Here is a 22,467-nt window from a genome sequence, read left to right on the forward strand (position 1 = left end):
CGCCCAAGACCCGCCCCATGTCCCATCGTTATTGGATCAGGCCGCGACCGTTGACCGGTGCCAGTTGGGCCGGACGCCGCGTCGGCATCCTGGGCGGATCGTTCAACCCCGCCCATGACGGCCACCGCCATGTCAGCCAATGGATCCTGCGTCGCCTGAACCTGGACCAGGTGTGGTGGCTGGTCAGCCCGCAGAACCCGCTGAAGCAGGCCCGTGGCATGGCGACGCTGGACGCCCGCCTGGACGCCGCCCGCGCCGTGGCCCGCGACCCCCGCATCCTGGTCACCGACCTTGAGACGCAGTTGGGCACGCGCTACACCGTCGATACACTGGCGGCCTTGCGCCGCCGCTATCCCCGCACCCAGTTCGTCTGGATCATGGGGGCGGACAATCTGCTGCAGATTCCGCGCTGGCGGGGATGGACCCAAATCATGGGTCGCGTCCCGGTTGTCGTGTTTCCGCGCCGCCCCTATTCCTTAAAGGCGCTTGTCGGCCAGGCGGCACGGCGGTATTCCCGGTGCCGGGTTCCTCCCCGGGATGCGGGCGGGCTGCCGGCACGGCCGGCGCCGGCCTGGACCTTCCTGGATGGGCCGCTTCATCCCGCCTCCGCCACCGAGATACGGCGCCGGGGGTGGTGGGGCGGCCGCTAGGGTGGGCTTGGCCGGTTTGGCCTATCCTTCCGGGGCGGACAAACCGTCGGACCAGCCCTGTCGGCAGGACGCCCTCGCGCGCCTTGCCCAGGGGCGCCATCGGACTATCATCAGGGTGCGGGCCGGACTTCCGGCCCGGGCGCCCTTTTTTGCTTAGAGGTAACGATCATTTCCACCATCGCCCATTTCCCGACGCCGGCCGCAGGGCGGACGGCGCCCCAGCCGCTTCCGGACATGGCCTCCGCCGATTTCCCCGAGCAACTGCGTGACCTGATCGTCGCCAGTGTCGAGGACGACAAGGCCGAAGGCACCGTGGTGCTCGACCTCAAGGGCAAGTCCAGCCTGGCCGATTACATCGTCATCACCTCCGGCCGCTCCGCCCGCCAGGTCGACGCCATGGCCGGGCACCTGCTGTCCAAGCTGAAGGAAGTGGGCCTGATCGGCCTGGACGCCGAAGGCACGCCACAGTGCGACTGGGTGCTGATCGACGCCGGTGACGTGCTGATCCACCTGTTCCGGCCCGAGGTCCGCGCCTTCTACAATCTGGAAAAGATGTGGGGCGTGGAACTGCCGCCGGACTTCGCCGGCTTCGGCGCGCCGGCCAGCGACTTCCTGGCTGTCTGATCCCGATCCCGGAACGGCGGCGGGACCGGCCCCATGCGCGTTAGCCTCGTGGCCGTGGGCCGCAGCCGGCCGGGCCCCGCCCGCGATCTGTTCGAGGAATACAAGGGCCGCATCACCTGGCCCTTCACCCTGCGTGAGGTCGAGTGCCGCAAGCGGGTGGAGGGGGATGAGCTGAAGCGGCTGGAAGCCCAACTGCTGCTGGAGGCCATTCCCGCCGGCGCCACCCTGGTGGCGCTGGACGAACGCGGCAAGGCCCTGCCCAGCGAGGCTTTCGCCCGCCAGGTCGGCACCTGGCGTGACGGCGGTGTCGCGGATCTGGCCTTCATCATCGGCGGCGCCGACGGCCTGGCGGAAGAGGTGCGCCGCCGGGCCAACCTGTTGATCGCCTTTGGCCCCATGACTTGGCCCCATATGATGGTGCGCGGCATGCTGGCCGAACAGCTGTACCGCGCCCAGCAAATCCTGGCGGGGCATCCGTATCACCGGGTGTAGGGCCCGACGCGCGGCACTTGCGCTGCATCAATGCGGTCGGCGAACGATTGCGCTCGATTGGGGCCCGGTTCCCCGATCAAAGCGCCGCGCCCCATGGACACCGTCCCCCTGCTGAGCCGTCTCGCCGTTTCCCTTGCCATCGGCCTGCTGGTGGGCCTGGAACGCGGCTGGCACAGCCGCAACGGCCAGGAATACCAACGGGCGGTTGGCCTGCGCACCTTCGCCCTGTCCGGCCTTCTGGGGGGCGTCGCCGGCGCGCTGACCGGGCCACAGCAGCCTTACATCCTGGGCTTGGTGTTTCTGGGCTATGCCGCCGCCTTCACCCTGTTCCACTGGGGAGAGCCCAGGGCCGATGCGGATCCCAATCCAGAGCGCGACCTCGGCGTCACCTCAGTGGTGGCGGGCCTGGTCACCTTCCTGCTGGGGGGCCTGGCCGTCCTGGGCGATATGCGCGCCGCCATCGCCGCCGCCGTGGCCATGACCGGGCTGTTGGCGCTGCGCGATCCCCTGCATCGGTGGGTCGCGGCGTTAAGCTGGCCGGAGGTGCGGGCCATGCTGACCCTGCTGGCCATGTCCTTCCTGCTGCTGCCCTTGCTGCCCGACCGGCCGGTGGATCCTTGGGGGGCGCTGAACCCCCATGCCATCTGGTTGCTGGCGGTGATGATTGCCGCCATTTCCTTCGGCGGCTATGTCGCCGTGCGCGCGCTGGGCGACCGCCTGGGGGTGCTGATGGCGGCACTGGCGGGGGGCGTCGCCTCATCCACCGCCACCACCTTGACCCTGGCGCGGCTGGGGCGTGCCCATCCGGAATCCTCCCGCCTACTGGGCGCCGGCATCCTGCTGGCCGGTGCCGTGATGATGGCACGGGTGGGCGTATTGGCCCTGGTGCTGAACCCGGCGTTGCTGCGCCCGCTGGCCCCGGCACTGGCCTGCGCCGCCTTGGGCCAGGTGCTGGGGGCCGGCGTGCTGTTGGTGGGCAACCGCCGGCACCACGCCCCGCGCCTGGACATCACCAACCCGCTGGAAGTGGGCATGGCGCTGAAGCTGGCGGCCTTCATCGCCGCCGTGGCGCTGGCCAGCCAACTGCTGAGCCAGACGGTAGGCGCGGCCGGCGTGCTGGTCATGGCGGCACTTTCCGGCGTGGCCGACGTGGACGCCGTCACCCTGTCCATGGCCCATCTGGGCGGCCATGGCCCTGGCGCTGGAAGTCGCCGCCGAGGGCGTGCTGATCGTGACGTCGGTCAACACCATGACCAAGGCCATCCTGGCCGGCTGGGTAGGTGGCGCCCGCCTGGGCCTGTTGACCGGCGGCTTCAGCCTCCTGGCCCTAGGGGCGGGCGCCTTGGCGATGCCATGGTGACGGCGCCCCCCTTTCGCCGGGGGGCGCCATTCCCTCACCAGGTGGTGGGCTTGGGATTGCGGCTGTCGAAGCCGGTCTGGTGCCAGTAGGGATAGGCCGGCGGCTTGCGGCTGGCCTGGTCCAGGCGGGCGACCTGCTCCGCCGTCAGCGTCCAGCCCAGGGCCCCCAGGTTCTGCTTCAACTGTTCCTCATTGCGGGCACCGACGACGATGTTGGACACCGTCGGCCGGGTCAGCAGCCAGTTCAGCGCCACCTGCGGCACGGTCTTGCCCACCTCCGCCGCCACGGCGTCCAGGGCGTCGACCACGGTGTAGAGGTATTCCTCCTCCACCGCCGGGCCGCCGACATCGCCGCCGGATGCGATACGGCCGCTCTGGGCCGGCTGGCCGCGCCGGATCTTGCCGGTCAGGCGCCCCCAGCCGAGCGGGCTCCACACCATCAGGCCCACGCCCTGGTCGATGCCCAGCGGCATCAGCTCCCACTCATAATCGCGACCGACCAGGGAATAATAACCCTGATAGGCGACATAGCGGGCCAGGCCGTATTTCTCCGATGTCGCCAGCGCCTTCATCAGGTGCCAGCCGGAGAAGTTGGAGGCGCCGATGTAGCCGATCTTGCCAGCGGTGATCAAATCGTCCAGCGCCCGCAGCGTCTCGTCCACCGGCGTCAGGGCGTCGAAGCCGTGCATGAAGTAGAGGTCGATGTGGTCGGTGCCCAGGCGCTTCAGGCTGGCCTCGCAGGCGCGCACCAGGTGATAGCGGGACGACCCCACCTCATTCGGCCCCTCGCCCATGGGGAAGGTGGCCTTGGTGGAAATCAGGGCCTTGTCCCGGCGGCCCTTCAGCGCCTGGCCCAGGATCTCCTCCGACACGCCCTGGGAATAGACGTCGGCGGTATCGAAGAAATTGACGCCCGACTCCAGGCACAGATCGACCAGGCGCGAGGCCTCGGCCACGTCGGTGGCGCCCCAGCGCTGGAAGAATTCATTGCTGCCACCGAAGGTGCCGGTGCCGAAGCTGAGAACGGGAACCTTCAGGCCCGACCGTCCAAGTTGCCGATATTCCATGGTTTTTCCTCACGGTTCATATGGCTGGGCATCGGCGGCCCCCTGCCTGGGACCACCCGCCGCGCCCGCAGTTGACCCCAGACGGGGTTGCGGGGGAAAGCCTTTTCATGTCGCGGGATGGTGCTATTCGGTGAAATCGGCCGGCCATTCACGGGCGGCGTGGCGTATCGTCAGGACATCGACCGACGCCGATGTCACGCGGTAAACGATGATGAAATTCAAATTGGCGACGACCAATTCCCGTGTGCTCTCCACCAAGCCGACACGGCCTTTGTGCGGATGGATCGCCAACCCCTGTGCCTGGACACGCAATATCGAAACGACCTTAGCGGCGGCCTGCGGATTGAACTGTTTGAGATAGGCGTGGATATCCGCGGTATTCCGCCGGGCCCGCCGCGTCCAACGCACCTTCATTCGCCGACGCCCGCCTCCAGCGACTGGAAGAAGGCATCCATTTCATCATCGGGAACAAAATCGCCGGCGTCCGCCTCCGCCAACGCGGCCTGCACCTGGGCGACCCACTGACGCTCCTCCGCCAGATAGCGCTCAAGCGCCTCGTTCACGACGAAATTGCGGGACCGGTTCTGCGCTGCGGCCAGCTTGTCCAGTTCCGCCAGGAGAGCGGGTTCGGTCCGGACGGAGAAGTTCTGACTGGCCATCTGCGTCGCCCCTCTGAGGTGATGCGGTTATAAGTGATTACGTTGTAATCATGGGTAGGGTATGCCCATCGGTCAAGGGACGCTTCCGGTCTGGCCAGCCGTCGCGATCATGAAACACCGGGCGCGATGCAGCCACTTCGCATCCCATTGCGCCCCATCCCGATCCCCCCACGGCATTCCCCCCTGTCCCAGACAAGGATAAGGGCTGGTGCCATCTTTGGGACAGGACGTAATCGCCCTTTCCCCAAGGGACCCAAGCGATGCCGATATTGCCCTTCGAACACCTGACCGCCGAGGAACGCCTGACCTTGATCGACGAGTTGTGGGAAAGCCTGGACCATCAGGACATCTCCCTGACGGAGACGCAAGAGGCGGAGATCGACCGGCGGCAGGCCACGGCTGACGAAGACGTCAAGCACGGCATTCCAGCGGAAGAGTTGATCGCCAAGCTGCGCCAGCGCTACGGCTGATGTTCACGGTCATCATCACACCGCAGGCGCAAGACGATATCGCCAGTGTGCTGGAATGGTACGAGCTTGAGGCGCCTGGGATCGCGGCCCAATTCGCCGGTGAACTGACAACTCTGCCGGGACGCGTTGCGGCCGCCCCGCGCCAGTTCCCGGTTATTCGCAAAAGCGCCCGTCGGGCACTGCTGGACCGGTTTCCCTATTTCGTGGTTCTCCGCATCGTGGATATGGAGGTTCACATCCTCGCCTGCCTGCATAACCGCCGCGATCCCCGGCATTGGCAACGGCGCGGCTGAAACGCGTCACTCCTCCTCTTCAAACACCGGATAGGTGCCGAAGTCGCGGATGGGGCGCAGGACGACGTTGCTGACCACGCGGGCCACGCCCATCTCGGGATCGTCGATCCAGCTGTCGGTCAGGGCCTGATAGCCCTCAAGGTCACGGCAGACCAGCTTAGCGATGTAATCGTAGGGGCCGCTGACCTCAAAGCACTCGATCACCTCCGGCACCTCGCGCAAGCGGCGTTCGAAGGCGCTGGTCCGCTGGCGGCCCTGCTTTTCCAGGGAGATTTGCGCCAGGACGAAGACGCAGGACTGCACCCGCCGCACGTCCACCTGCGCCTGGTAGCGGACGATGACGCCCTCACGTTCCAACCGGCGCACCCGTTCCAGGCAGGGGCGCGCCGACAGGCCCACCCGCTCAGACAGGGCCTGGTTGGTGATGCGACCATCCGCCTGAAGCTCCGTCAGGATCTTGATGTCGATGGCGTCGAGCTTGCGGGGCTTCAAGGCGGGATCCGGAAAGGCGGAAGGGCGATCAGCTTAGCGTGCCGCCCCTCCCGTCCCCAACCGGTTTGCGTCAGGTGACCGAACCGGACCTGCGGTCCAGCTTCAGGATCAGGCAGAAGGCGGAGCCGCCGGACAGGCCGAAATCGCTGACCGGCGTTTCATGCACGCGATAACCGCGGTCCGTCAGCATGCCACGCAGTGCAGGGCTGGCGGTGGCCAGCACGATGTCGCGCCCCACATTCACCGCGTTGACCGCCAGGGTGCAGGCGTCCGGCTCGGGCGCGACGATCAGGTTCTCCGCCCCGAACACGTCGCGGATGCGGGCGTTGCCCTCGGCCGAGAACGCGGCCGGGAAATACAGCACCTCGCCCCCCGTCAGGGGGCAGAGGCAGGTGTCCATGTGGTAGAAGCGCGGGTCCACCAGTTGCAATGCCTCCACCGGCCGGCCGAACAGGTCGCGCACCACCTGGGCCGCCGCTTGGTCCGACCGTTGGCCATAGCCCAGCCAGAAGGTGTGGCGCACGGGGTCCCAGACGCAGTCGCCCGCCCCCTCCAGCACCACGCCGGCCGGCATGTCGTGCACCTCGGCCAGCAAGCCGCGGTCCTTCAGCGCGTCGAAGGTGGCGCGGAACACCGGCGTTTCCCCCTGGCGCTGGGGGTGACGGAAGGTGGCGACCAGCGCCTTGCCGTCCAGCACCACGGCGGCATTGGCGGTGAACACCATGTCCGGCAAACCGGGCTGGGGCGCGGTGAATTCCAGTTCCACGTCCAAGCCCCTTAGGGTATCGACCAGCCGTTGCCAGCCGCTGGATGACCGGGCGCCCAGCACCGCCCCCTCATCCTTCCAGCGGTCGGGCCGCATCCAGGGATTGATGGCGTAGCTGACCTCGAAATGATCAGGCGCACACATCAGGATGCGGCCGCCGGTGGGCGTGTCGGCTGCGACAGCGGTGCCGGCGGTCAGGCTGGTATCGGGCATGGATGGATTCCCCAGAGTGTTATTGTGAGGTTCGGTTCAGGACAGCGCCGCCAAGGTCTCGGCCAGGCGATCCACCGCCCAGTCCAGATCCTCCAGCGCGATCATCAAAGGCGGCGCCAGGCGCACCACCGTGTCGTGGGTCTCTTTCGACAGCACGCCCCGGCGCATCCAGTCCTCCACCACCTGGCGGGCGGTGGCGCGTTCGGGATCGATCTCCAGCCCCACCCACAGGCCCCGGCCCCGGATGTCCTGGATCAGGGGGCTGCGCAGGGCGGCCAGCCGGTCCATCAGGTGCGCGCCCAGTTCGGCGCTGCGCTGGACCAGGCCTTCATCCTCGATCACCGCCAGCGCTTCCAACCCGACGGCGGCGGCCAGCGGGTTGCCGCCGAAGGTGCTGCCATGGCTGCCGGGATCGAACACATCGATGACGTCCCGCCGGGCGACAAAGGCGGACACGGGCAGCACGCCGCCGCCCAGCGCCTTGCCCAGGCACAGGCCGTCGGGCCGGATGCCCTCATGCTGGTGGGCGAACCAGCGGCCGGTGCGGCCCAGGCCGGACTGGATTTCATCCAGGATCAGCAGGATGCCGGCGCGGTCGCACGCCGCCCGCACGCCCTGGAGATAGCCATCGGGCGGCAGGACGATGCCGGCCTCGCCCTGGATGGGTTCCAGCAGCACGGCGGCCGTGTTGGGGCCGATGGCCGCCGTCAGCGCATCCAGGTCACCGAAAGGCACGATGCGGAAGCCGGGGGTGTAGGGACCGAAGCCATCGCGGTAGGCGGCTTCGGAGGAGAAGCTGATGATGGTGGTGGTGCGGCCGTGGAAGTTGCCGGCGGCCACGATGATCTCCGCCTGGTTCGCCGGGATGCCCCGGTGGCGATAGCCCCAGCGGCGCGCGGCCTTCACCGCCGTCTCCACCGCCTCCGCCCCGCTGTTCATGGGGCAGGCGCCGTCCAGGCCGGTCAGCGCACACAGGCGCTCCAGGAAGGGCCCCAGCTTGTCGGTATGGAAGGCGCGGGAGACGACGGCCACCTTGGCCGCCTGCTCGGTCAGCGCCTTTAGGATGCGGGGATGGCCGTGCCCGACATTCATGGCGGAATAGGCGCTCATCATGTCGAGGTAGCGGCGGCCGGCATCGTCTTCGACCCAGGCGCCCTGGGCGCGGGTGATCACCACCGGCAGCGGCTTGTAGGTGTGGGCGCACCAGCGGTCTTCCAACGCGATGGCCGTGTTGTCGCCACTGCCGCTTATCCGTTGATCCATGACCCGCCTCCGCCACCCTGTCCCGTTGCCTTGATGGTGGCACGGGGACCACAGCCGAAACGGCCGAAGATGAAAGGTGCGGCGACAGAACCGGGGGCGCCAGGCGGTCACGGCATACCGTTTCTGTCCCCATGCGTTGCAGGCAGGACATGAAGAACGGTCGGGACGACTGAACCATTGCCGCCCTATAACGCTTGGGCAGACGGGAAATTCGGATGCGACGCTTGCCATCGGCCGCGTAAGCCCCGATTTTCAAGTGGTTCGCACCGCCTAACCCAGGATCAGGGAACGAAAGCCATGGCCGCCACCGACAAGACCAATCCCCCCCGCCCCGTGGTGCTGTGCATCCTGGACGGCTGGGGCTATCGGGAAGAAGTGGCGGACAACGCGGTGGCGCAGGGCAATACCCCCAACTTCGACCGCCTGTGGCAGGACAGCCCGCGCGGCCTGCTGTCGGCCAGCGAAGAGGACGTGGGCCTGCCCGCCGGCCAGATGGGCAATTCCGAGGTCGGGCACATGAACCTGGGCGCCGGCCGCGTCGTGTTCCAGGACCTGCCCATGATCGACCGCGCCATCACCCAGGGCGAGTTCGAAACCAATGAAGCGCTGACCGCGTTCAAGGCCGCCCTGAAGAAGTCGGGCGGCACCGCCCACATCCTGGGCCTGGCCTCCCCCGGCGGCGTGCACAGCCATCAGGACCACATGGTGGCGCTGGCCGTGACCCTGGCCAAGGCCGGCATCCCGGTGGCCTTCCACGCCTTCACCGACGGCCGCGACGTGCCGCCGCAAAGTGCGTTGGAACAGCTGGCCCATATCGAGGCCGGGCTGAAGGACGCCCCCGGCGCCCGGATCGCCACGGTGGACGGCCGCTATTACGCCATGGACCGCGACAAGCGCTGGGACCGGGTGGAGAAGGCCTACCGCGCGCTGGTGTCGGCAACGGGCGAGAAGGCCGCCAGCGCCGAAGCCGCCGTCAAGGCCAGCTATGAGACCGGCAAGCATGACGAATTCGTGCTGCCCACCGTCATCGGCGACTATGCCGGCATGAAGGACGGCGACGGCATCCTGATGGCCAACTTCCGCGCCGACCGCGCGCGGGAAATCCTGGCGGCCCTGGTCGACCCGGCGTTCGACGGTTTTGATCGTGGCGCACCGGTGAAATTCGCCGCCCAGTTGGGCATGGTGGAATATTCATCGGCCCTGGCGAAGTTCCTGCCGGCCATCTTCCCGCCCAAGGAAATCCGCCACACCCTGGGCGAGATCGTGTCGCAGCAAGGCCTGAAGCAGCTGCGCATCGCGGAGACGGAGAAGTACCCGCACGTCACCTTCTTCTTCAACGGCGGCGAGGAGAAGGTCTACGAGGGGGAGGAGCGCATCCTGGTGCCCTCACCCAAGGTGGCGACCTACGACCTGCAGCCGGAGATGTCGGCCGATGAGCTGACGGACAAGCTGACGGCCGCCATCGACACGGGCAAATTCGACCTGGTGGTGGTGAACTTCGCCAACCCCGACATGGTGGGTCATTCCGGCATCCTGGCCGCCGCCATCAAGGCGGTGGAGGCGGTGGACCGCAGCATCGGCCGGCTGGAAGCGGCGGTGAAGCGCCAGGGCGGCACCCTGCTGATCACCGCCGACCACGGCAATTGCGAGCTGATGAAGGATCCGGAGACGGGCGGCCCCCACACCGCCCATACCCTGGACCTGGTGCCCGCCATTCTGGTGAACGCCCCGGCCGATGTCGTGCGGCTGGAGAAGGGCAAGCTGGCGGACGTGGCCCCCACCCTGCTGGAACTGATGGGCCTGGCGCAGCCGGAAGAGATGACCGGCCATTCCCTGCTGGTCCGTGACGCGGCGCGCGCGGCGGCCGAGTGAACCCACGCGTCACCCCGTCGCTGTTGTTGCTTCTGGTCCCGGCCCTGCTGGTGCCGGGCATGGCGCTGGCCGACCATGCCCCGCCCACGGTATCGGCACCCACCTCCGGTCCGGACCCGCAGCGCCAGCTGGACAAGGTGCAGCGCGACCTGAAGGCCGACCAGGCGCACAAGGCCGAGTTGGACGCCAAGGACCAGGCGCTGGACCGCGAACTGGCCGACCTGCGCGCCAAGTCGGTGACGGTGGCGGAGGATCAGCGCCGGCAGGACGACGCCCTGCGGACCATCGAGCAGTCGCTGGCAGGCCTGGCGGTGGACGAGAAGGACCAGTTGGCCCGCATCGACGCCGACCGCAACGCCCTGGCCGACCTGCTGGGCGCGTTGCAGCGCCTGTCCCGCCTGCCGCCAGAGGCCATGGTGGCCCGGCCGGAAGCGCCGGACGAGATGGTGAAAAGCGCCCTGTTGCTGCGCAGCGCCATCCCCCAGTTGAAGCAACGGGCCGACGCGCTGGCGGCCCAGTTGCGCGACTTGGCCAGCCTGCGTCAGAAGCTGGCCGACAAGCGCGCCCAGGCGCTGACCGCCAAGAAGGACCTGGAAAAGCGCGAAGGCGAGCTCCGCGACCTGGTGTCGCGCCGCCAGACCCTGTCTGACGCCAACGACGCCGAGCGCCAGGACGTGGAAGGCCACATGCAGGTGCTGACCGCCCAGGCCGGCGACCTGCGCGACCTGCTGGACCGGCTGGAGGCCGAACGCAAGGCCGCCGCCGAAAAGGCGCGCGCGGCCGCCGAGCAGAAGCGCGTGGCGGCCGAGGACGCGCGGCAGAAACAGGCCCGCGACCGGCTGGCCGCCATGGGCCGCGCGCCCAAGGAACAGGGAAGTGCGGTCGCCATGGGCGGCATGACCCTGCCGGTGGCGGGGCCCGTGGCGCAGCGTTATGGCGAGCAGGACGCCGTGGGCGCCACCAGCCGGGGGGTGCGCATCAGCGCCCGCGCCGGGTCACCGGTGGTGGCGCCGTACGAGGGATCGGTGGTTTTCGCCGGTCCCTTCAAGGGTTATGGGCTAATCTTGATCGTCGAGCACCCCAACGGGTATCATAGCCTGATCGCGGGATTGGGTCGGATCGATACGCGGGTGGGACAACGTGTGTTGACCGGCGAGCCCATGGGTGCCATGGCCAGCGACGGAACCCCCACATTGTATTTCGAATTGCGCCGGGGCGGTCAGCCGATCAATCCCCTGCGCGGCTTCGCGGGATCAGAGGGTAAAGGACAAGGGTGAGATGAAAAAACTGCTGACCTCCGTGGCCGTCGTGGCCCTGGTCTACCTGGCAAGCCCCCTGTCCCGGCCGCTAGACGCCAAGCCGCCCATCAAGGCCGAGACCTACAAGCAGCTGGAGCTGTTCACCGAAGCCTTTGAGCGGGTGAAGTCCGACTATGTCGAGGAAGTGCCCGACGACCAGCTGATCGAAGCCGCCATCAACGGCATGCTGACCTCGCTGGACCCGCACTCGAACTTCCTCAACAAGAAGAATTTCGAGGACATGCAGGTCCAGACCAAGGGCGAATTCGGCGGCCTGGGCCTGGAGGTCACGGAAGAGAACGGCGTGGTCAAGGTGATCTCGCCCATCGACGACACGCCGGCCTCCCGCGCCGGCGTGCAGCCCGGCGACTACATCACCCACCTGAACGACGAGGCCATCGTCGGCCTGGGCCTGAACGAGGCGGTGGACAAGATGCGCGGCGCGCCGGGCACCGATATCAAGGTGACCATCCACCGCAACAACGTGCCACAGCCCATCACCCTGACCCTGACCCGCGCCGTCATCAAGGTGCAGTCGGTACGGTGGCGCGTCGAGGGCAACGTCGGCTACATCCGCCTGTCCGGCTTCACCGAGCAGACGCAGGCCGGCCTGGACAAGGCGCTGGCCAGCATCCAGAAGGAACTGGGCGACAAGGTCGTGGGCTATGTCCTGGATCTGCGCAACAACCCGGGCGGCCTGCTGGACCAGGCCATCTCGGTCAGCGACACTTTCCTGGAGAAGGGGGAGATCGTGTCCACCCGCGGCCGCCGGCCGGACCAGGGGGAACGCTACAACGCCAAGCCGGGCGACGCCATCCACGGCCTGCCGCTGGTGGTGCTGATCAACAACGGTTCGGCGTCCGCCTCTGAAATCGTGGCCGGTGCCCTGCAGGACCACAAGCGCGCCATCCTCATGGGCACGCAGAGCTTCGGCAAGGGTTCGGTCCAGACCATCATGCCCATGCCCGGCGGCAACGCCATGAAGCTGACCACGGCGCGCTACTACACGCCGTCCGGCCGGTCCATCCAGCAGCTGGGCATCACCCCGGACATCGAGGTGCAGCAGGCGAAGGTGGAGGAGGTGAACGCCCCCGCCGGCCTGATCCGCCGCCGCGAGGCCGACCTGCCGCACGCCCTGCGCAACACCGACCCGGGCGCCAAGCAGCCGGCCAAGCCGGACGACAAGGCCGCCCCCGACGCCAAGGACAAGACCTCCGACAACAAGGCGCCGGACGGCTCCAAGGACCAGGGTAAGGACAAGGCCGCCGATCCCAAGGCGGCGGACAAGGCCAAGACCGACGCCAAGACGCAGGACCTGAAGTCCAACGCCAAGGGCACGGACACCAACGGCGGCACGCCCGTGCCGCCGGCGGCCAGCAGCGATGCCACGCCGCAGGACTACCAGCTGACGCGGGCCCTGGACCTGCTGCGTGGCCTGTCCTTGCTGCAGCAATCCAAGGCCACCAACTGACGGGGACTCCGTGGCTGCCTTTTTCAGCCGCCTGCGCACACTTGTCCCGCGATGGGGCAAGTCCAAGGCGGCCACAACAACGGTCCCGAACAAGAAGGCCGGCGGCAACGACTTCCAGTCGCTGCTGGCCGGTGCGGACGACGACAGCTCGGCCAACGTGCTGGCGGCGCGGCTGGGGGTGCCCAAGCGCCCTGGCCGGCCGCCAGCGTCCGCCCGCAACGACGATGACGCACGGCCGCGCCGCCGCTTGAACCTGTTCGCTCTGGCGGTGGCCCTGGTGGTGCTGGCCGTGGCCGGCACCGTCGCCTGGCTGGCCGCCAGCGCCAATGCGACGGCGGCGGCGCGTCGCCGGGCCACGACCCTGGCGGACATAACCGTGACCCTGCCCCAGGGCGGGCCGCGTGTGGCGACGGGTGCCCCGGCGGCGGACGGGCAAACCGACGCGCCAGCCGGCGGCCCCTTGGCCAACCCCGCCCCGGCGGCCGAGGCGGCGGCGGCGCATGAAGGCGCCGACCCCATGGACATCCAGGTCAAGCTGGCGCCCAGCCGCAATGACGGCCTGCTGGAAAAGACCCCGGCGGGCTTCCTGCCCCGCATCCCGGCCAAGGGCCCCGCCCCGTGGCAGGCCTATAGCCGCCCCTTCCCCCAGGACGACAAGCGGCCGCGCATCGCCCTGGTGATGGCGGATCTGGGCTGGTCGCCCAGCGTGCTGGAAAAGGTGCTGGCCCGCATGCCGGCAGCCGTCACCCTGGCGTTCGCCGCCGGCGCGCCCAACCTGCAGAAATCCATCGATCAGTCGCGGGAGGACGGGCACGAGGTGCTGTTGCAGGTGCCCATGGAACCGCAGGGCTTTCCCCAGAACGATCCCGGCCCCGGCACCCTGCTGACCAGCCTCAGCGACGACCAGAACGTGGCGCGACTGGAAACCGCCATGGCGTCGGCCACGGGTTATGTCGGCCTGACCAGCCTGACCGGCACCAAGTTCCTGACCGCGCACGACAACCTGCAGGCCGTGCTGCGCCAGGTGCAGCGCCGTGGCCTGATCTATGTCGACAGCTGGCAGGTGCAGACCAGCCAGGCCACCCGCCTCGCCACCCAGCTGAACCTGCCGCGCGCCCTGTCCGACGTACAGGTGGACCGGGCGGAGACGGAGGCCGGCGTGGCGGCCCAGTTGGCGGAACTGGAACGCCTGGCCAAGGCCAACGGCGTGGCGGTCGGCTTCGCCCAGCCCTATCCCGTGACCCTGGAGGGCATCGCCCACTGGGCCGTGGGCCTGCGCGACCGCGGCATCGTCCTGGCACCGGTCACGGCGGTGGTGAACCGGCAGGCGGATCGCTGAACCATGGCGGCGGATGGGTCCACGGGCGCCGCGCCATCCACCGCCGGCAGTTGGGCCAGGACAGTGGAAGGCTTGGCCTACCTGTTCCTCATCACCGTCCTGTTCATCCTGTTGCACGCCTTTGGCCGGTGGCTGCAGCCCCGTATCGCCGATGGCCACGCCCTATTCTGCGGCAGCGCCACCAAGAACGCGGGCGGCGGCTTGGTAGCGATTGAACTGGGTCTGGCCATGGCCAGCGCCCTCCTGATCGAGGGCCCCGTGGCAGCCCGCTGGCGCGGAAGCGAGCCGTTCTTTAATCCCAATGCGGTGCGGAGCGTGCTGGCCCTCATGACCGCCGCCGCCATCGGACACCTGTATCTGCTGAGCGTCTACACCTGCCTGACCGGCCAGGGTTTGACGGTCCGGAATGGCTTTTTCACCGTCCCCAAGACCTACCGCCTGTCGGACGTGACCCAGATCGTTCCTTATTGCGTCCGTCGCAAGTATGGAGCGCGAGTGGAGTCCGTCACCCTGCGGATGACGGACGGTCAATCCCTTTTCTTGGACGACCTGTGGCTGCGTGCTCGGTCAGGAGAGATATCCGCGCTGGCCGGCGCTTGGCCGGAAACACCGGTGGATTGGAGCAGGTCGCCACTTGATTGCTCGACCACGGGCCTGCCCTCCCCCCTCACGGCGGTCCGCATTATGGAAGACGGCAAGGTCCATTGATCTTTCGGGCGGCGCAGGGGGCCCTTCCTTCCCCTTAAGGCCCATAGGCGCGGTCGTCCGCCATGGGCATCCTGGCCAAGCCCCAACCGATCACGATGGAGGAAAGAATGGCCCCCAAGCGCATCCTGATGATCGTCGGCGATTTCGCCGAGGACTACGAGACCATGGTGCCGTTCCAGGCCCTGGCCATGGTGGGTTACCAGGTGGACGCCGTGTCGCCCGGCAAGAAGGCCGGCGACAAGATCGCCACCGCCATCCATGATTTCGAAGGCCACCAGACCTATACCGAGAAGCGCGGCCACGACTTCGCCGTCACCGCTGATTTCGACACGGTGCGGGCGGAGGATTACGTGGCCCTGGTCATCCCCGGCGGCCGCGCGCCGGAGCATCTGCGCCTGAACGCCCGCGTGCTGGACCTGGTGCGGGCCTTCGACAGCCTGGACCGGCCCATCGCCGCCGTCTGCCACGGCCCGCAACTGCTGGCCGCCGCCGGCGTGCTCAAGGGCCGCAAGGTCTCCGCCTACCCGGCCTGCCGGCCGGAGGTGGAACTGGCGGGCGCTGAATACGCCGACATCGCCATCGACGGCGCCATCACCGACGGCAAGCTGGTGACCGCCCCTGCCTGGCCCGCCCACCCCGCCTGGCTGGCGCATCTGCTTAAGGTGCTGGGCGCCGAAATCCGTATCTGAAAGACAAAACGCCCTGTCCCGGATTGCCGGAACGGGGCGTTTCGTTCTTCGCACTCCAGACCAACGGCATGAGCCGACACTCATGCCGTTGTAGGACGCGACCGCGTCCGCCGGAGCTTTCCGGGGAGCGAAGCGGACTGGAAAGCGAGGACAAGCCCAGCGGGCGGATGCCCGCGCCCGGCGCCTGAGGGACGCCTTAAATCTTCACCAGCGCCTTGCCCAGGTTCTTGCCCTGCAGCATGCCCAGGAAGGCGGAGACCGCGTTCTCCAGCCCCTCGGTCACGTCCTCGCGATAGCGCAGCGTGCCGTCCTTCACCAGGGCGCCAACCTCTTCCAGGAAGGCGTCGTTGCGGTGCCAGTGGTCGGAGACGATGAAGCCCTGGACGTGCAGGCGGCGGGTCAGCATGGCCGTCAGCAGCGCCGGCGCCCGGTCGGGACCGGCCGGCGGCGTGGCGTCATTGATGCTGCCGATACGGCCGCACAGGGGCACGCGGGCGAAGGTGTTCAGCAGGTCGAACACGGCGTCGGTCACCCGGCCGCCGACATTGTCGAAATAGACATCGACGCCGTTGGGGCAGGCGGCGGCCAGCGCGTCCTTGAAGTCGGCGGCCTTGTAGTCGACACAGGCGTCGAAGCCCAGTTCATCCACCACATAGGCGCACTTCTCCGCCCCGCCGGCGATGCCGACGGCGCGGGCACCCTTGCGCTTGGCCAGTTGGCCGACGACGGAACCGACGGCACCGGCCGCGGCCGACACCACCACCGTCTCACCCGCCTTGGGCTGGCCTATGTCGTAGAGGCCGACATAGGCGGTCAGGCCCGGCATGCCCAGCACGCCCAGGGCCGCGGTCACGGGCAGGCCGTCCTCGACCTCCAGCTTGTGCACGGACTTGGCGCCGGCGACGGCGTATTCCTGCCAGCCGGAGTTGGACAGCACCAATTCGCCCCGCTGGAAACCGGGGACGTTGGACTCGATCACCTCGGCGATGGTGCCGCCGACCATCAGGCCGCCGACCTCGATGGGCGGGGTGTAGGACTTGGCGGCACTCATGCGGGCGCGCATGTAGGGGTCAAGCGACAGCCACCGTGTCTTCAGCAGCATCTGGCCGGGACCCGCGACGGGGATGGAGGCTTGCTCCACCCCGAAGTTCTGTTCTGTCGGGAGCCCCTCGGGGCGCGAGGCCAGAACAATCCTGCGGTTCAGCGGCATGTCTTTCCTCATTCCTTCAGGGAAGGGCGCGCCCCCTACCGGGCGGCCCATTATCGGTCTGTTGCCCGGCCTTGTTGTCCGGGGCGCAAACCTTAGCCCAGGGTCAAGGCGCCCGTGAAATGCCGTTGGCGCAACCCCCTGTCGCGGCCGGCCTCAATTCTGGGCTGTCTTTCCATCACCGGCCACCGCATGGGAGGGCGCCACGCGCGCGCAAAAAAACCCGGCCGCGACAGGACGTGGCCGGGTCTTTTTCGATACTGGCAAAATGGATCAGCCCGTCAGGGCCGGATCATTCCGGCTTGCGGGTCGTCAGCGTGGTCAGCGACACCAGCTGCTGCTGCAGTTCGTCCAGCCGCTTCTGCAGCTCGTCGAACTTGCCCTCGCCGCCGCCGGACGCCGTCTTGGGCCGGGGCGTCTCGGACGTGCCTTCAGACTTGCCCCCCTCGGCACCGGCCAGGGGGGAGAACATGCGCATGGCCCGTTCGAACATGGCCACGTTCTGCTTGCCCACTTCCTCGAACGAGCCGAAGGGGAACATGCCGCCCAGGGTGTTCTGGAAATAGTCCCGCATCTTCTCGTGATTACGGGTGAACGACTGCATGCTGTATTCCAGGTACTTCGGCACCATCCACTGCATGTTGTCGCCGTACAGGCTGATCAACTGGCGCAGGAAACCGATGGGCAGCAGGTTCTGCCCGCCCTTGGATTCCTCTTCGACGATGATCTGCGTCAGCACCGACCGCGTGATGTCGTCACCCGACTTCGCGTCGTAGACGACGAAATCGACCCCGTCCTTCACCATCTGGCACAGATGGTCCAGGGTCACGTACGAACTGGTGGCGGTGTTGTAGAGACGCCGATTGGCGTACTTCTTGATCGTGATCGGCGCGGGCTTGGTGTCTTCTTTGTCGACCATAGGCGGCGTTTCCCGGCGATGTTTAACACCCGCATGACGGGTGCACTGCACATAGCTAATCCATGCGGTGCGGCACGTGCAAGCATCCTGCCAGGAACCAATGCGCGTATGACCTTCCGCCAGCGCGGCCGGCCCGCTTTGCGGCGGCGGCCGACCCCGTGTAAAGTCGCCCCATGCCGCGCAAGCCATCCCCGCCCCCGCCCCCTTCAGACCACCCGGCCGACGGCGCCGCGGGTGAGCCGCCCAGCCTGGACGCGCTGGCCCGGCGCTACATGGATCTGTGGCAGGACCAGTGGGCCGCGGTGGCCGCCGACCCGGACATGACCAGCACCTTCGCACGCCTGGTGCGCACCCTGGGCCAGGCCGCCTGGCCGCCCGGAAACCCCTTCACCACCGCCCAGAACGGCGCCCCGGGCGGGGCCGGCGCCTGGATGGCGGGGGCGCCCTTCCTCTCCCCCTCCTCTTTCCCATGGGGGTCCCATGCCGGCACACACACCACCACCGCCGCCACCGCGGCCACGACAGGGGCCACGCCCGCTGGCGACGCATCTGACGGCGGCGATGGCCGTCTTGCTGAATTCGCGGAACGGATTGCCCTTCTTGAACGGCAAGCTCGCCGATCTGGCGCAAAGAGCTGGAACCAAGGCGGAGCCAACTGCAGGCCGACCTCGCCGGCGCCGACCCTGATGCCCTGGCCCAGGCGATTGACCGGGAAACCCGGCGCCGACTCGACACCTTCCTGACCGGGCTGGAACGATACCGCCACAGCCCCGTGCGCCGCGACGTGGATGACCCATCGGCCGTGTGGACGGAGGGCGGGTCCCGCCTGCTGGCGTATGGCCACCCGGACGCCACCGGCCCCGTGCTGCTGTTCGTGCCCTCGCTGGTCAACCGGGGTTATGTGCTGGACCTGTCGGCGCGCAAAAGCCTGGTGCGCTGGCTGGCGGGCCAGGGCCAATCCGTCGGCGGTTTCCGCCCCTATCTGCTGGATTGGGGATCGCCAGGGGCGGAGGAGCGCGGGTTCGACCTGACCGACTATGTCGATGGCCGCCTGTCACGCGCCATCGACGCCGTGCGCGCCCTGGCGCCCGACCGGCGGCCGTCCCTGATCGGCTATTGCATGGGCGGCACCCTGGCGGCGGCGGCGGCCGTCCTGCGGCCTGACCAGGTCTCATCCCTGGTGCTGCTGGCGGCACCCTGGGATTTCCACGCCGACGACCAGGCGGCGGCCTTGCGTGCGGCATCCCTGCTGCCGCTGATGGAACCGGCGCTGACCTGGCTGGGGGAAATGCCGGTGGACATGATCCAGTTCCTGTTCGCCGGCCTGGATCCCCTGCTGGCCCTGCGCAAGTTCAGCCGCTATGCCGGCCTGGTTCCGGAAGGCCAGGAGGCGCAGGACTTCGTGGCACTGGAGGACTGGCTGAACGACGGCGTGCCACTGGCGGCCGGCGTGGCGCGCGAATGCCTGGGCGGCTGGTACGGCCGCAACGACCCGGCGGCAGGGTCCTGGCGCATCGGCGACCAGGTCATCGACCCGGCCACGCTGACCCTGCCCACCCTGGCCATCATCCCGGCCCGCGACCGCATCGTGCCGCCGGGTGCCGCCCGCGCCCTGGCCCAGGCCATCCCCGGCGCCGACATGCTGGAACCCCGCCTGGGCCACATCGGCATGGTGGTCAGCGCCGGCGCCCCCACCGAGGTGTGGGCGCCGCTGGCCGACTGGCTGGTGAGTAACGCGCACGGCGTTTGAACGGCCCCGTTCAAGCGCCGTCCCTCAATCGCCGGGCGCCGGCATTCGCCGGCTTGGCTCACGGGCCTGACCGGCCCGGGCCGGCCGTCGCCGACCTGCCTACGGCATGAGCATCATCTCATGCCGTAGGCTCAGGACTTAACTTCCCTGGTCGTAGCGATAGGGCCCGCCCTTTTCCACCGCCGCGCGGTAGGCCGGACGGGCCTGGATGCGGGACAGGAAGTCGGCCAGGTGGGGGAAAGCGGCGCGGGCCTCGGATGCCGACAGGGCGGCTTCCACCGGAAAACTCATCTGGATGTCGGCAGCACTGAAGGCATCGCCCAGGAACCAGGGGGCCTTGGCCAGTTCGCCGTCCATGTAGCCCAGATGATTGGCCATCTCACTGCCGATGCGGGGCAGCAGGGGGCCCGCCGCGTCACCCAGGCGGCTGGTGTACAGCTTCAGCAGCAGGGGCAGCATGGCCGAGCCTTCGGCATAATGCATCCAGTGCAGGTAGCGCGCCTGCGCGGCGCGGTCGTCCGCCGCCGGGGCCAGCCGGCCCGCCCCATGGAAGCGCACCAGGTAATCGATGATGGCGCCCGATTCCGCCAGCACCAGGCCGTCCACCTCCACCACCGGCGACTTGCCCAGCGGGTGGATGCCCTTCAGCGCCGGGGGCGCCAGCTGGGTGGCGGGATCGCGTTCATACCGCACCACGTCGTAGGGCAGTTCCAGTTCCTCCAGCGCCCACAGCACGCGCTGGGACCGGGAATGGTTCAGGTGATGCACAATGATCATGGGGGCGCCCTCCGCTTGTTGTTAATTCGCGTCGATACGAACGGCTCACAGATCCAGATCAGCCGCCAGTCTCAAAGCCAGTGCCTCCGCCTCACCGGCGGCATAGGCACGGTCGTGGCCTGAGCCCCAGATGGGGCCGGGCCAGGCGGCGTCGCCCCGGGTGCGGGCAACGATATGGACATGCAACTGCGGCACCATGTTGCCGATGGCCGCCACGTTCAGCTTGTCCGGGCTGAACGCCGCTTCCGCCACGACGGAAACCTGGGTGATCTCCGCCATCAGCCGGGCCTGGTCGCCAGGGGTCAGGCGATGGATCTCCACGGCACCGGCGCGGCGCGGCACCAGGATCAGCCAGGGCCAGCAGGCGTTCCGGGACAGCAGCACGCGGCAGAGGGACAGATCACCCACCGCCACCGTGTCCGCGGCCAGCCGTTCATGCAGCAGGAATTCAGGATCGCTTGTCATCACCGGAAAATCCGTCCTATGGCATTGCCTCAGGCAACGCCGGGCCTTGAGCGAAGCGGGCGCCAGCCGGGCGGTCTGACCGCTTTAGCCCTGGACGCCGCCGATGGGATGGCTATGTACTACTGCCCGGCGGGGGCGGAAATGGACTTTGCTGGCCTTGGGGCCAGCGGTTCCATAAAATTGCCCCATAGTCGTGTCATCAGGTCGGGTGGATGTCTCCGGGGGCCGGGAACATCCGCCTGAAACACCCACTGGGAACATCCAGGTTTATCCGCAGTTTATCGTTTCGCCTTTCCGGCATTTCCTTCCATCTCTGGTCGCGCCGTTCAGGGGCAGGGGTCGTTCACAATGCGTAAGATTTTGAGGATGCAGAAATCCGCCTGGGCGGTCCTGCTTCTTCTGGTGCTGGGCAACATCGGCGCGTGGGCGGTGGTGAACCGCCCGGTCAGCGAACGCCCGTGGGCCGGCACCATCGCCGGCGTGGCCTTCGTGCCCTTCCAGGCCGACCAGAGCCCGCAGAACGGCGATTCCCCGACCGCCGACGACATCCGCCGCGACCTGGACGTGGTGGCGCCGCACGTGCAGTCCATCCGCACCTACCAGGTGGGGAACGGCATCGACCAGGTGGCGCCCATCGCCCTGGAACGTTATCCCAACCTGACCGTCACCCAGGGCGCCTGGCTGGCCAAGGACCCGGCCGCCAATGAGGTGGAGTTGGCGGGCCTGGTGCGGGTCGCCCGCGCCAACGCCAACGTGAAGCGCGTCATGGTCGGCAATGAGGTGCTGTTCCGCGACGACTTCAGCGTCACCCAGCTGATCGACTACATCCAGCGGGTGAAGCGCCAGGTGAACGTGCCGGTGTCGACGGCCGAGCCGTCCTATGTCTGGATCGACCACCCGGAACTGGCCGAGGCCTGCGACTTCATCACCATCCACCTGCTGCCCTACTGGAACAAGGTGTCGGTGGACCGCGCGGTGGACGATGCCATGGCGGCCTACCGCCAGGTGCAGGAACGCTATCCCAACAAGCACATCCTGATCGGCGAGACCGGCTGGCCGTCCGACGGCGCCTATCGCGGTGCCGCCGAGGCCGGCCTGATCAACGAAGCCAAGTACATCCGCAGCTTCCTGAACATCGCGGGCCAGCAGCGCCTGGATTTCTACATCATGGAAGCGTTCGACCAGCCGTGGAAGCGGTCGCTGGGCGGCACGGCAGAGACCAGCTGGGGCATCTGGGACGCCCATCGCCACCAGAAATTCCCCATGGTCGGCGGCATCCTGGAGGTGCCGTCGTGGCGGGTGCTGTGCGCCATCGCCACCGCGCTGGCCTTCTGCCCCATGTTCTTCTTCGTGCTGAGCCGCAACGACCTGAAGCCGCGCGGCCAGCTGTTCTACGGCTTCCTGATCCAGACGGTGGCGTCCGTGCTGGTGTGGACCGGCACCCAGGCCCTGACCGTGGGCATGGGCACCCTGTCCTTCACCGCCTTCATGGTGCTGATCTTCGCGCAGCTGATCCTGTTCGCCGTCATGCTGATCGACGGCCTGGAACTGACGGAGGTGGTGTGGACCCAGCGCTGGAAGCGGCGCTACACCCCGGTGCGCGAGCCGCTGGGCGACTAATGCG

The 22,467-nt window shown here is 68.1% G+C and carries 25 protein-coding genes; 15 read left to right on the plus strand and 10 right to left on the minus strand.

The window, feature by feature from the left end:
• Positions 1–17 precede the first annotated feature (17 nt).
• The 4 genes from PW843_18130 (at position 18) to PW843_18145 (ending at position 3,215) form a co-directional block, all read left to right on the plus strand.
• Positions 18–650 (plus strand): nicotinate-nucleotide adenylyltransferase, encoded by a 633-nt coding sequence (locus PW843_18130; protein MDE1148508.1) that lies wholly within the window; start codon positions 18–20, stop codon positions 648–650.
• 234 nt (positions 651–884) lie between these two features.
• The gene (rsfS, locus tag PW843_18135) at positions 885–1,274 is read left to right on the plus strand and encodes a ribosome silencing factor (GenBank protein MDE1148509.1); all 390 of its coding nucleotides are present in this window, start codon (positions 885–887) and stop codon (positions 1,272–1,274) included.
• Between the two features lie 33 nt (positions 1,275–1,307).
• Complete coding sequence (gene rlmH, locus PW843_18140) at positions 1,308–1,766, plus strand: 23S rRNA (pseudouridine(1915)-N(3))-methyltransferase RlmH (protein MDE1148510.1); 459 nt, start codon at positions 1,308–1,310, stop codon at positions 1,764–1,766.
• Positions 1,767–1,859: 93 nt separating this feature from the next.
• Positions 1,860–3,215 (plus strand): MgtC/SapB family protein, encoded by a 1,356-nt coding sequence (locus tag PW843_18145; protein ID MDE1148511.1) that lies wholly within the window; start codon positions 1,860–1,862, stop codon positions 3,213–3,215.
• Here the strand turns inward: PW843_18145 and PW843_18150 are convergent.
• The 3 genes from PW843_18150 to PW843_18160 form a co-directional block, all read right to left on the minus strand.
• Positions 3,161–4,192 carry an aldo/keto reductase gene (locus tag PW843_18150; protein MDE1148512.1) on the minus strand — a complete coding sequence of 344 codons (1,032 nt, stop codon included), beginning with the start codon at positions 4,190–4,192 and terminating at the stop codon, positions 3,161–3,163. The two genes, PW843_18145 and PW843_18150, sit on opposite strands and share 55 nt — an antisense overlap.
• A 123-nt stretch (positions 4,193–4,315) precedes the next feature.
• Positions 4,316–4,606, minus strand: a complete 291-nt coding sequence (locus PW843_18155; protein MDE1148513.1) for a type II toxin-antitoxin system RelE/ParE family toxin — start codon at positions 4,604–4,606, stop codon at positions 4,316–4,318.
• The gene (locus PW843_18160) at positions 4,603–4,851 is read right to left on the minus strand and encodes a ribbon-helix-helix protein, CopG family (GenBank protein MDE1148514.1); all 249 of its coding nucleotides are present in this window, start codon (positions 4,849–4,851) and stop codon (positions 4,603–4,605) included. The genes PW843_18155 and PW843_18160 overlap by 4 nt, the downstream gene beginning before the upstream one ends.
• 260 nt (positions 4,852–5,111) lie before the next feature.
• On the opposite strand from PW843_18160, the gene PW843_18165 reads away from it, so the two are divergent.
• Positions 5,112–5,321, plus strand: coding sequence for an addiction module protein (locus PW843_18165; GenBank protein MDE1148515.1), 210 nt, complete (start codon positions 5,112–5,114; stop codon positions 5,319–5,321).
• Entirely contained in the window at positions 5,321–5,614 is a 294-nt protein-coding gene (locus tag PW843_18170) for a type II toxin-antitoxin system RelE/ParE family toxin (GenBank protein MDE1148516.1), read from the plus strand. The genes PW843_18165 and PW843_18170 overlap by 1 nt, the downstream gene beginning before the upstream one ends.
• Positions 5,615–5,620: 6 nt before the next feature.
• Here PW843_18170 and PW843_18175 read toward each other — a convergent pair whose 3' ends face one another.
• From PW843_18175 to rocD, 3 genes are all read right to left on the minus strand, one after another.
• Positions 5,621–6,106, minus strand: coding sequence for an Lrp/AsnC family transcriptional regulator (locus PW843_18175; GenBank protein ID MDE1148517.1), 486 nt, complete (start codon positions 6,104–6,106; stop codon positions 5,621–5,623).
• Between the two features lie 70 nt (positions 6,107–6,176).
• Positions 6,177–7,085, minus strand: a complete 909-nt coding sequence (locus PW843_18180; protein ID MDE1148518.1) for an arginine deiminase-related protein — start codon at positions 7,083–7,085, stop codon at positions 6,177–6,179.
• 36 nt (positions 7,086–7,121) lie between these two features.
• Complete coding sequence (gene rocD / locus PW843_18185; GenBank protein ID MDE1148519.1) at positions 7,122–8,348, minus strand: ornithine--oxo-acid transaminase; 1,227 nt, start codon at positions 8,346–8,348, stop codon at positions 7,122–7,124.
• A 297-nt stretch (positions 8,349–8,645) separates the two neighbouring features.
• Here rocD and gpmI point away from each other — a divergent pair, with 297 nt between their 5' ends.
• The 6 genes from gpmI to PW843_18215 all read left to right on the plus strand — a co-directional run bounded on the left by gpmI (position 8,646) and on the right by PW843_18215 (position 15,725).
• Entirely contained in the window at positions 8,646–10,220 is a 1,575-nt protein-coding gene (gene gpmI / locus PW843_18190; GenBank protein ID MDE1148520.1) for a 2,3-bisphosphoglycerate-independent phosphoglycerate mutase, read from the plus strand.
• The gene (locus PW843_18195; GenBank protein MDE1148521.1) at positions 10,217–11,497 is read left to right on the plus strand and encodes a peptidoglycan DD-metalloendopeptidase family protein; all 1,281 of its coding nucleotides are present in this window, start codon (positions 10,217–10,219) and stop codon (positions 11,495–11,497) included. Before gpmI ends, PW843_18195 begins: the two co-directional genes overlap by 4 nt.
• Position 11,498: 1 nt before the next feature.
• Positions 11,499–12,989: a S41 family peptidase gene (locus tag PW843_18200; GenBank protein ID MDE1148522.1), complete on the plus strand. Its 1,491-nt coding sequence runs from the start codon at positions 11,499–11,501 to the stop codon at positions 12,987–12,989.
• Positions 12,990–12,999: 10 nt separating this feature from the next.
• Entirely contained in the window at positions 13,000–14,328 is a 1,329-nt protein-coding gene (locus PW843_18205; GenBank protein ID MDE1148523.1) for a divergent polysaccharide deacetylase family protein, read from the plus strand.
• A gap of 72 nt (positions 14,329–14,400) precedes the next feature.
• Positions 14,401–15,036 carry a hypothetical protein gene (locus PW843_18210; protein MDE1148524.1) on the plus strand — a complete coding sequence of 212 codons (636 nt, stop codon included), beginning with the start codon at positions 14,401–14,403 and terminating at the stop codon, positions 15,034–15,036.
• 107 nt (positions 15,037–15,143) lie between these two features.
• Positions 15,144–15,725 carry a DJ-1/PfpI family protein gene (locus PW843_18215; protein MDE1148525.1) on the plus strand — a complete coding sequence of 194 codons (582 nt, stop codon included), beginning with the start codon at positions 15,144–15,146 and terminating at the stop codon, positions 15,723–15,725.
• Positions 15,726–15,921: 196 nt separating this feature from the next.
• On the opposite strand, the gene PW843_18220 is transcribed toward PW843_18215, so the two are convergent.
• Positions 15,922–16,935: an NADP-dependent oxidoreductase gene (locus tag PW843_18220; protein MDE1148526.1), complete on the minus strand. Its 1,014-nt coding sequence runs from the start codon at positions 16,933–16,935 to the stop codon at positions 15,922–15,924.
• Between the two features lie 289 nt (positions 16,936–17,224).
• On the minus strand, positions 17,225–17,851 hold the full coding sequence (gene phaR, locus PW843_18225; protein MDE1148527.1) for a polyhydroxyalkanoate synthesis repressor PhaR: 627 nt from the start codon (positions 17,849–17,851) through the stop codon (positions 17,225–17,227).
• Between the two features lie 173 nt (positions 17,852–18,024).
• Between phaR and PW843_18230 the strand changes: the two genes are divergently transcribed.
• Together PW843_18230 and PW843_18235 are read left to right on the plus strand one after the other, a co-directional pair.
• Complete coding sequence (locus PW843_18230) at positions 18,025–18,594, plus strand: hypothetical protein (GenBank protein ID MDE1148528.1); 570 nt, start codon at positions 18,025–18,027, stop codon at positions 18,592–18,594.
• Between the two features lie 41 nt (positions 18,595–18,635).
• Complete coding sequence (locus PW843_18235) at positions 18,636–19,601, plus strand: alpha/beta fold hydrolase (protein MDE1148529.1); 966 nt, start codon at positions 18,636–18,638, stop codon at positions 19,599–19,601.
• A 138-nt stretch (positions 19,602–19,739) separates the two neighbouring features.
• Here the strand turns inward: PW843_18235 and PW843_18240 are convergent, their stop codons facing one another.
• Together PW843_18240 and PW843_18245 are read right to left on the minus strand one after the other, a co-directional pair.
• Positions 19,740–20,378, minus strand: coding sequence for a glutathione S-transferase (locus PW843_18240; GenBank protein MDE1148530.1), 639 nt, complete (start codon positions 20,376–20,378; stop codon positions 19,740–19,742).
• A 45-nt stretch (positions 20,379–20,423) separates the two neighbouring features.
• Positions 20,424–20,843 (minus strand): HIT domain-containing protein, encoded by a 420-nt coding sequence (locus tag PW843_18245; protein ID MDE1148531.1) that lies wholly within the window; start codon positions 20,841–20,843, stop codon positions 20,424–20,426.
• A gap of 366 nt (positions 20,844–21,209) precedes the next feature.
• Between PW843_18245 and PW843_18250 the strand changes: the two genes are divergently transcribed.
• A complete protein-coding gene (locus PW843_18250; protein MDE1148532.1) occupies positions 21,210–22,463 on the plus strand; it encodes a glycosyl hydrolase family 17 protein in 1,254 nt (417 codons plus the stop codon).
• The last annotated feature ends 4 nt before the right edge of the window (positions 22,464–22,467 follow it).

Source organism: Azospirillaceae bacterium, assembly GCA_028283825.1.
In the GTDB taxonomy this organism is placed as follows: Bacteria; Pseudomonadota; Alphaproteobacteria; order Azospirillales; family Azospirillaceae; genus Nitrospirillum.

Excerpts from the sequence above, each read along its gene's own strand:
- PW843_18130 (MDE1148508.1), top strand. The coding sequence starts at position 18 with ATGTCCCATCGTTATTGGATCAGGCCGCGACCGTTGACCGGTGCCAGT.
- rsfS (MDE1148509.1), top strand. The coding sequence starts at position 885 with ATGGCCTCCGCCGATTTCCCCGAGCAACTGCGTGACCTGATCGTCGCC.
- rlmH (MDE1148510.1), top strand. The coding sequence starts at position 1,308 with ATGCGCGTTAGCCTCGTGGCCGTGGGCCGCAGCCGGCCGGGCCCCGCC.
- PW843_18145 (MDE1148511.1), top strand. The coding sequence starts at position 1,860 with ATGGACACCGTCCCCCTGCTGAGCCGTCTCGCCGTTTCCCTTGCCATC.
- PW843_18150 (MDE1148512.1), bottom strand. The coding sequence starts at position 4,192 with ATGGAATATCGGCAACTTGGACGGTCGGGCCTGAAGGTTCCCGTTCTC.
- PW843_18155 (MDE1148513.1), bottom strand. The coding sequence starts at position 4,606 with ATGAAGGTGCGTTGGACGCGGCGGGCCCGGCGGAATACCGCGGATATC.
- PW843_18160 (MDE1148514.1), bottom strand. The coding sequence starts at position 4,851 with ATGGCCAGTCAGAACTTCTCCGTCCGGACCGAACCCGCTCTCCTGGCG.
- PW843_18165 (MDE1148515.1), top strand. The coding sequence starts at position 5,112 with ATGCCGATATTGCCCTTCGAACACCTGACCGCCGAGGAACGCCTGACC.
- PW843_18170 (MDE1148516.1), top strand. The coding sequence starts at position 5,321 with ATGTTCACGGTCATCATCACACCGCAGGCGCAAGACGATATCGCCAGT.
- PW843_18180 (MDE1148518.1), bottom strand. The coding sequence starts at position 7,085 with ATGCCCGATACCAGCCTGACCGCCGGCACCGCTGTCGCAGCCGACACG.
- rocD (MDE1148519.1), bottom strand. The coding sequence starts at position 8,348 with ATGGATCAACGGATAAGCGGCAGTGGCGACAACACGGCCATCGCGTTG.
- gpmI (MDE1148520.1), top strand. The coding sequence starts at position 8,646 with ATGGCCGCCACCGACAAGACCAATCCCCCCCGCCCCGTGGTGCTGTGC.
- PW843_18200 (MDE1148522.1), top strand. The coding sequence starts at position 11,499 with ATGAAAAAACTGCTGACCTCCGTGGCCGTCGTGGCCCTGGTCTACCTG.
- PW843_18215 (MDE1148525.1), top strand. The coding sequence starts at position 15,144 with ATGGCCCCCAAGCGCATCCTGATGATCGTCGGCGATTTCGCCGAGGAC.
- PW843_18220 (MDE1148526.1), bottom strand. The coding sequence starts at position 16,935 with ATGCCGCTGAACCGCAGGATTGTTCTGGCCTCGCGCCCCGAGGGGCTC.
- phaR (MDE1148527.1), bottom strand. The coding sequence starts at position 17,851 with ATGGTCGACAAAGAAGACACCAAGCCCGCGCCGATCACGATCAAGAAG.
- PW843_18230 (MDE1148528.1), top strand. The coding sequence starts at position 18,025 with ATGCCGCGCAAGCCATCCCCGCCCCCGCCCCCTTCAGACCACCCGGCC.
- PW843_18240 (MDE1148530.1), bottom strand. The coding sequence starts at position 20,378 with ATGATCATTGTGCATCACCTGAACCATTCCCGGTCCCAGCGCGTGCTG.
- PW843_18245 (MDE1148531.1), bottom strand. The coding sequence starts at position 20,843 with ATGACAAGCGATCCTGAATTCCTGCTGCATGAACGGCTGGCCGCGGAC.
- PW843_18250 (MDE1148532.1), top strand. The coding sequence starts at position 21,210 with ATGCAGAAATCCGCCTGGGCGGTCCTGCTTCTTCTGGTGCTGGGCAAC.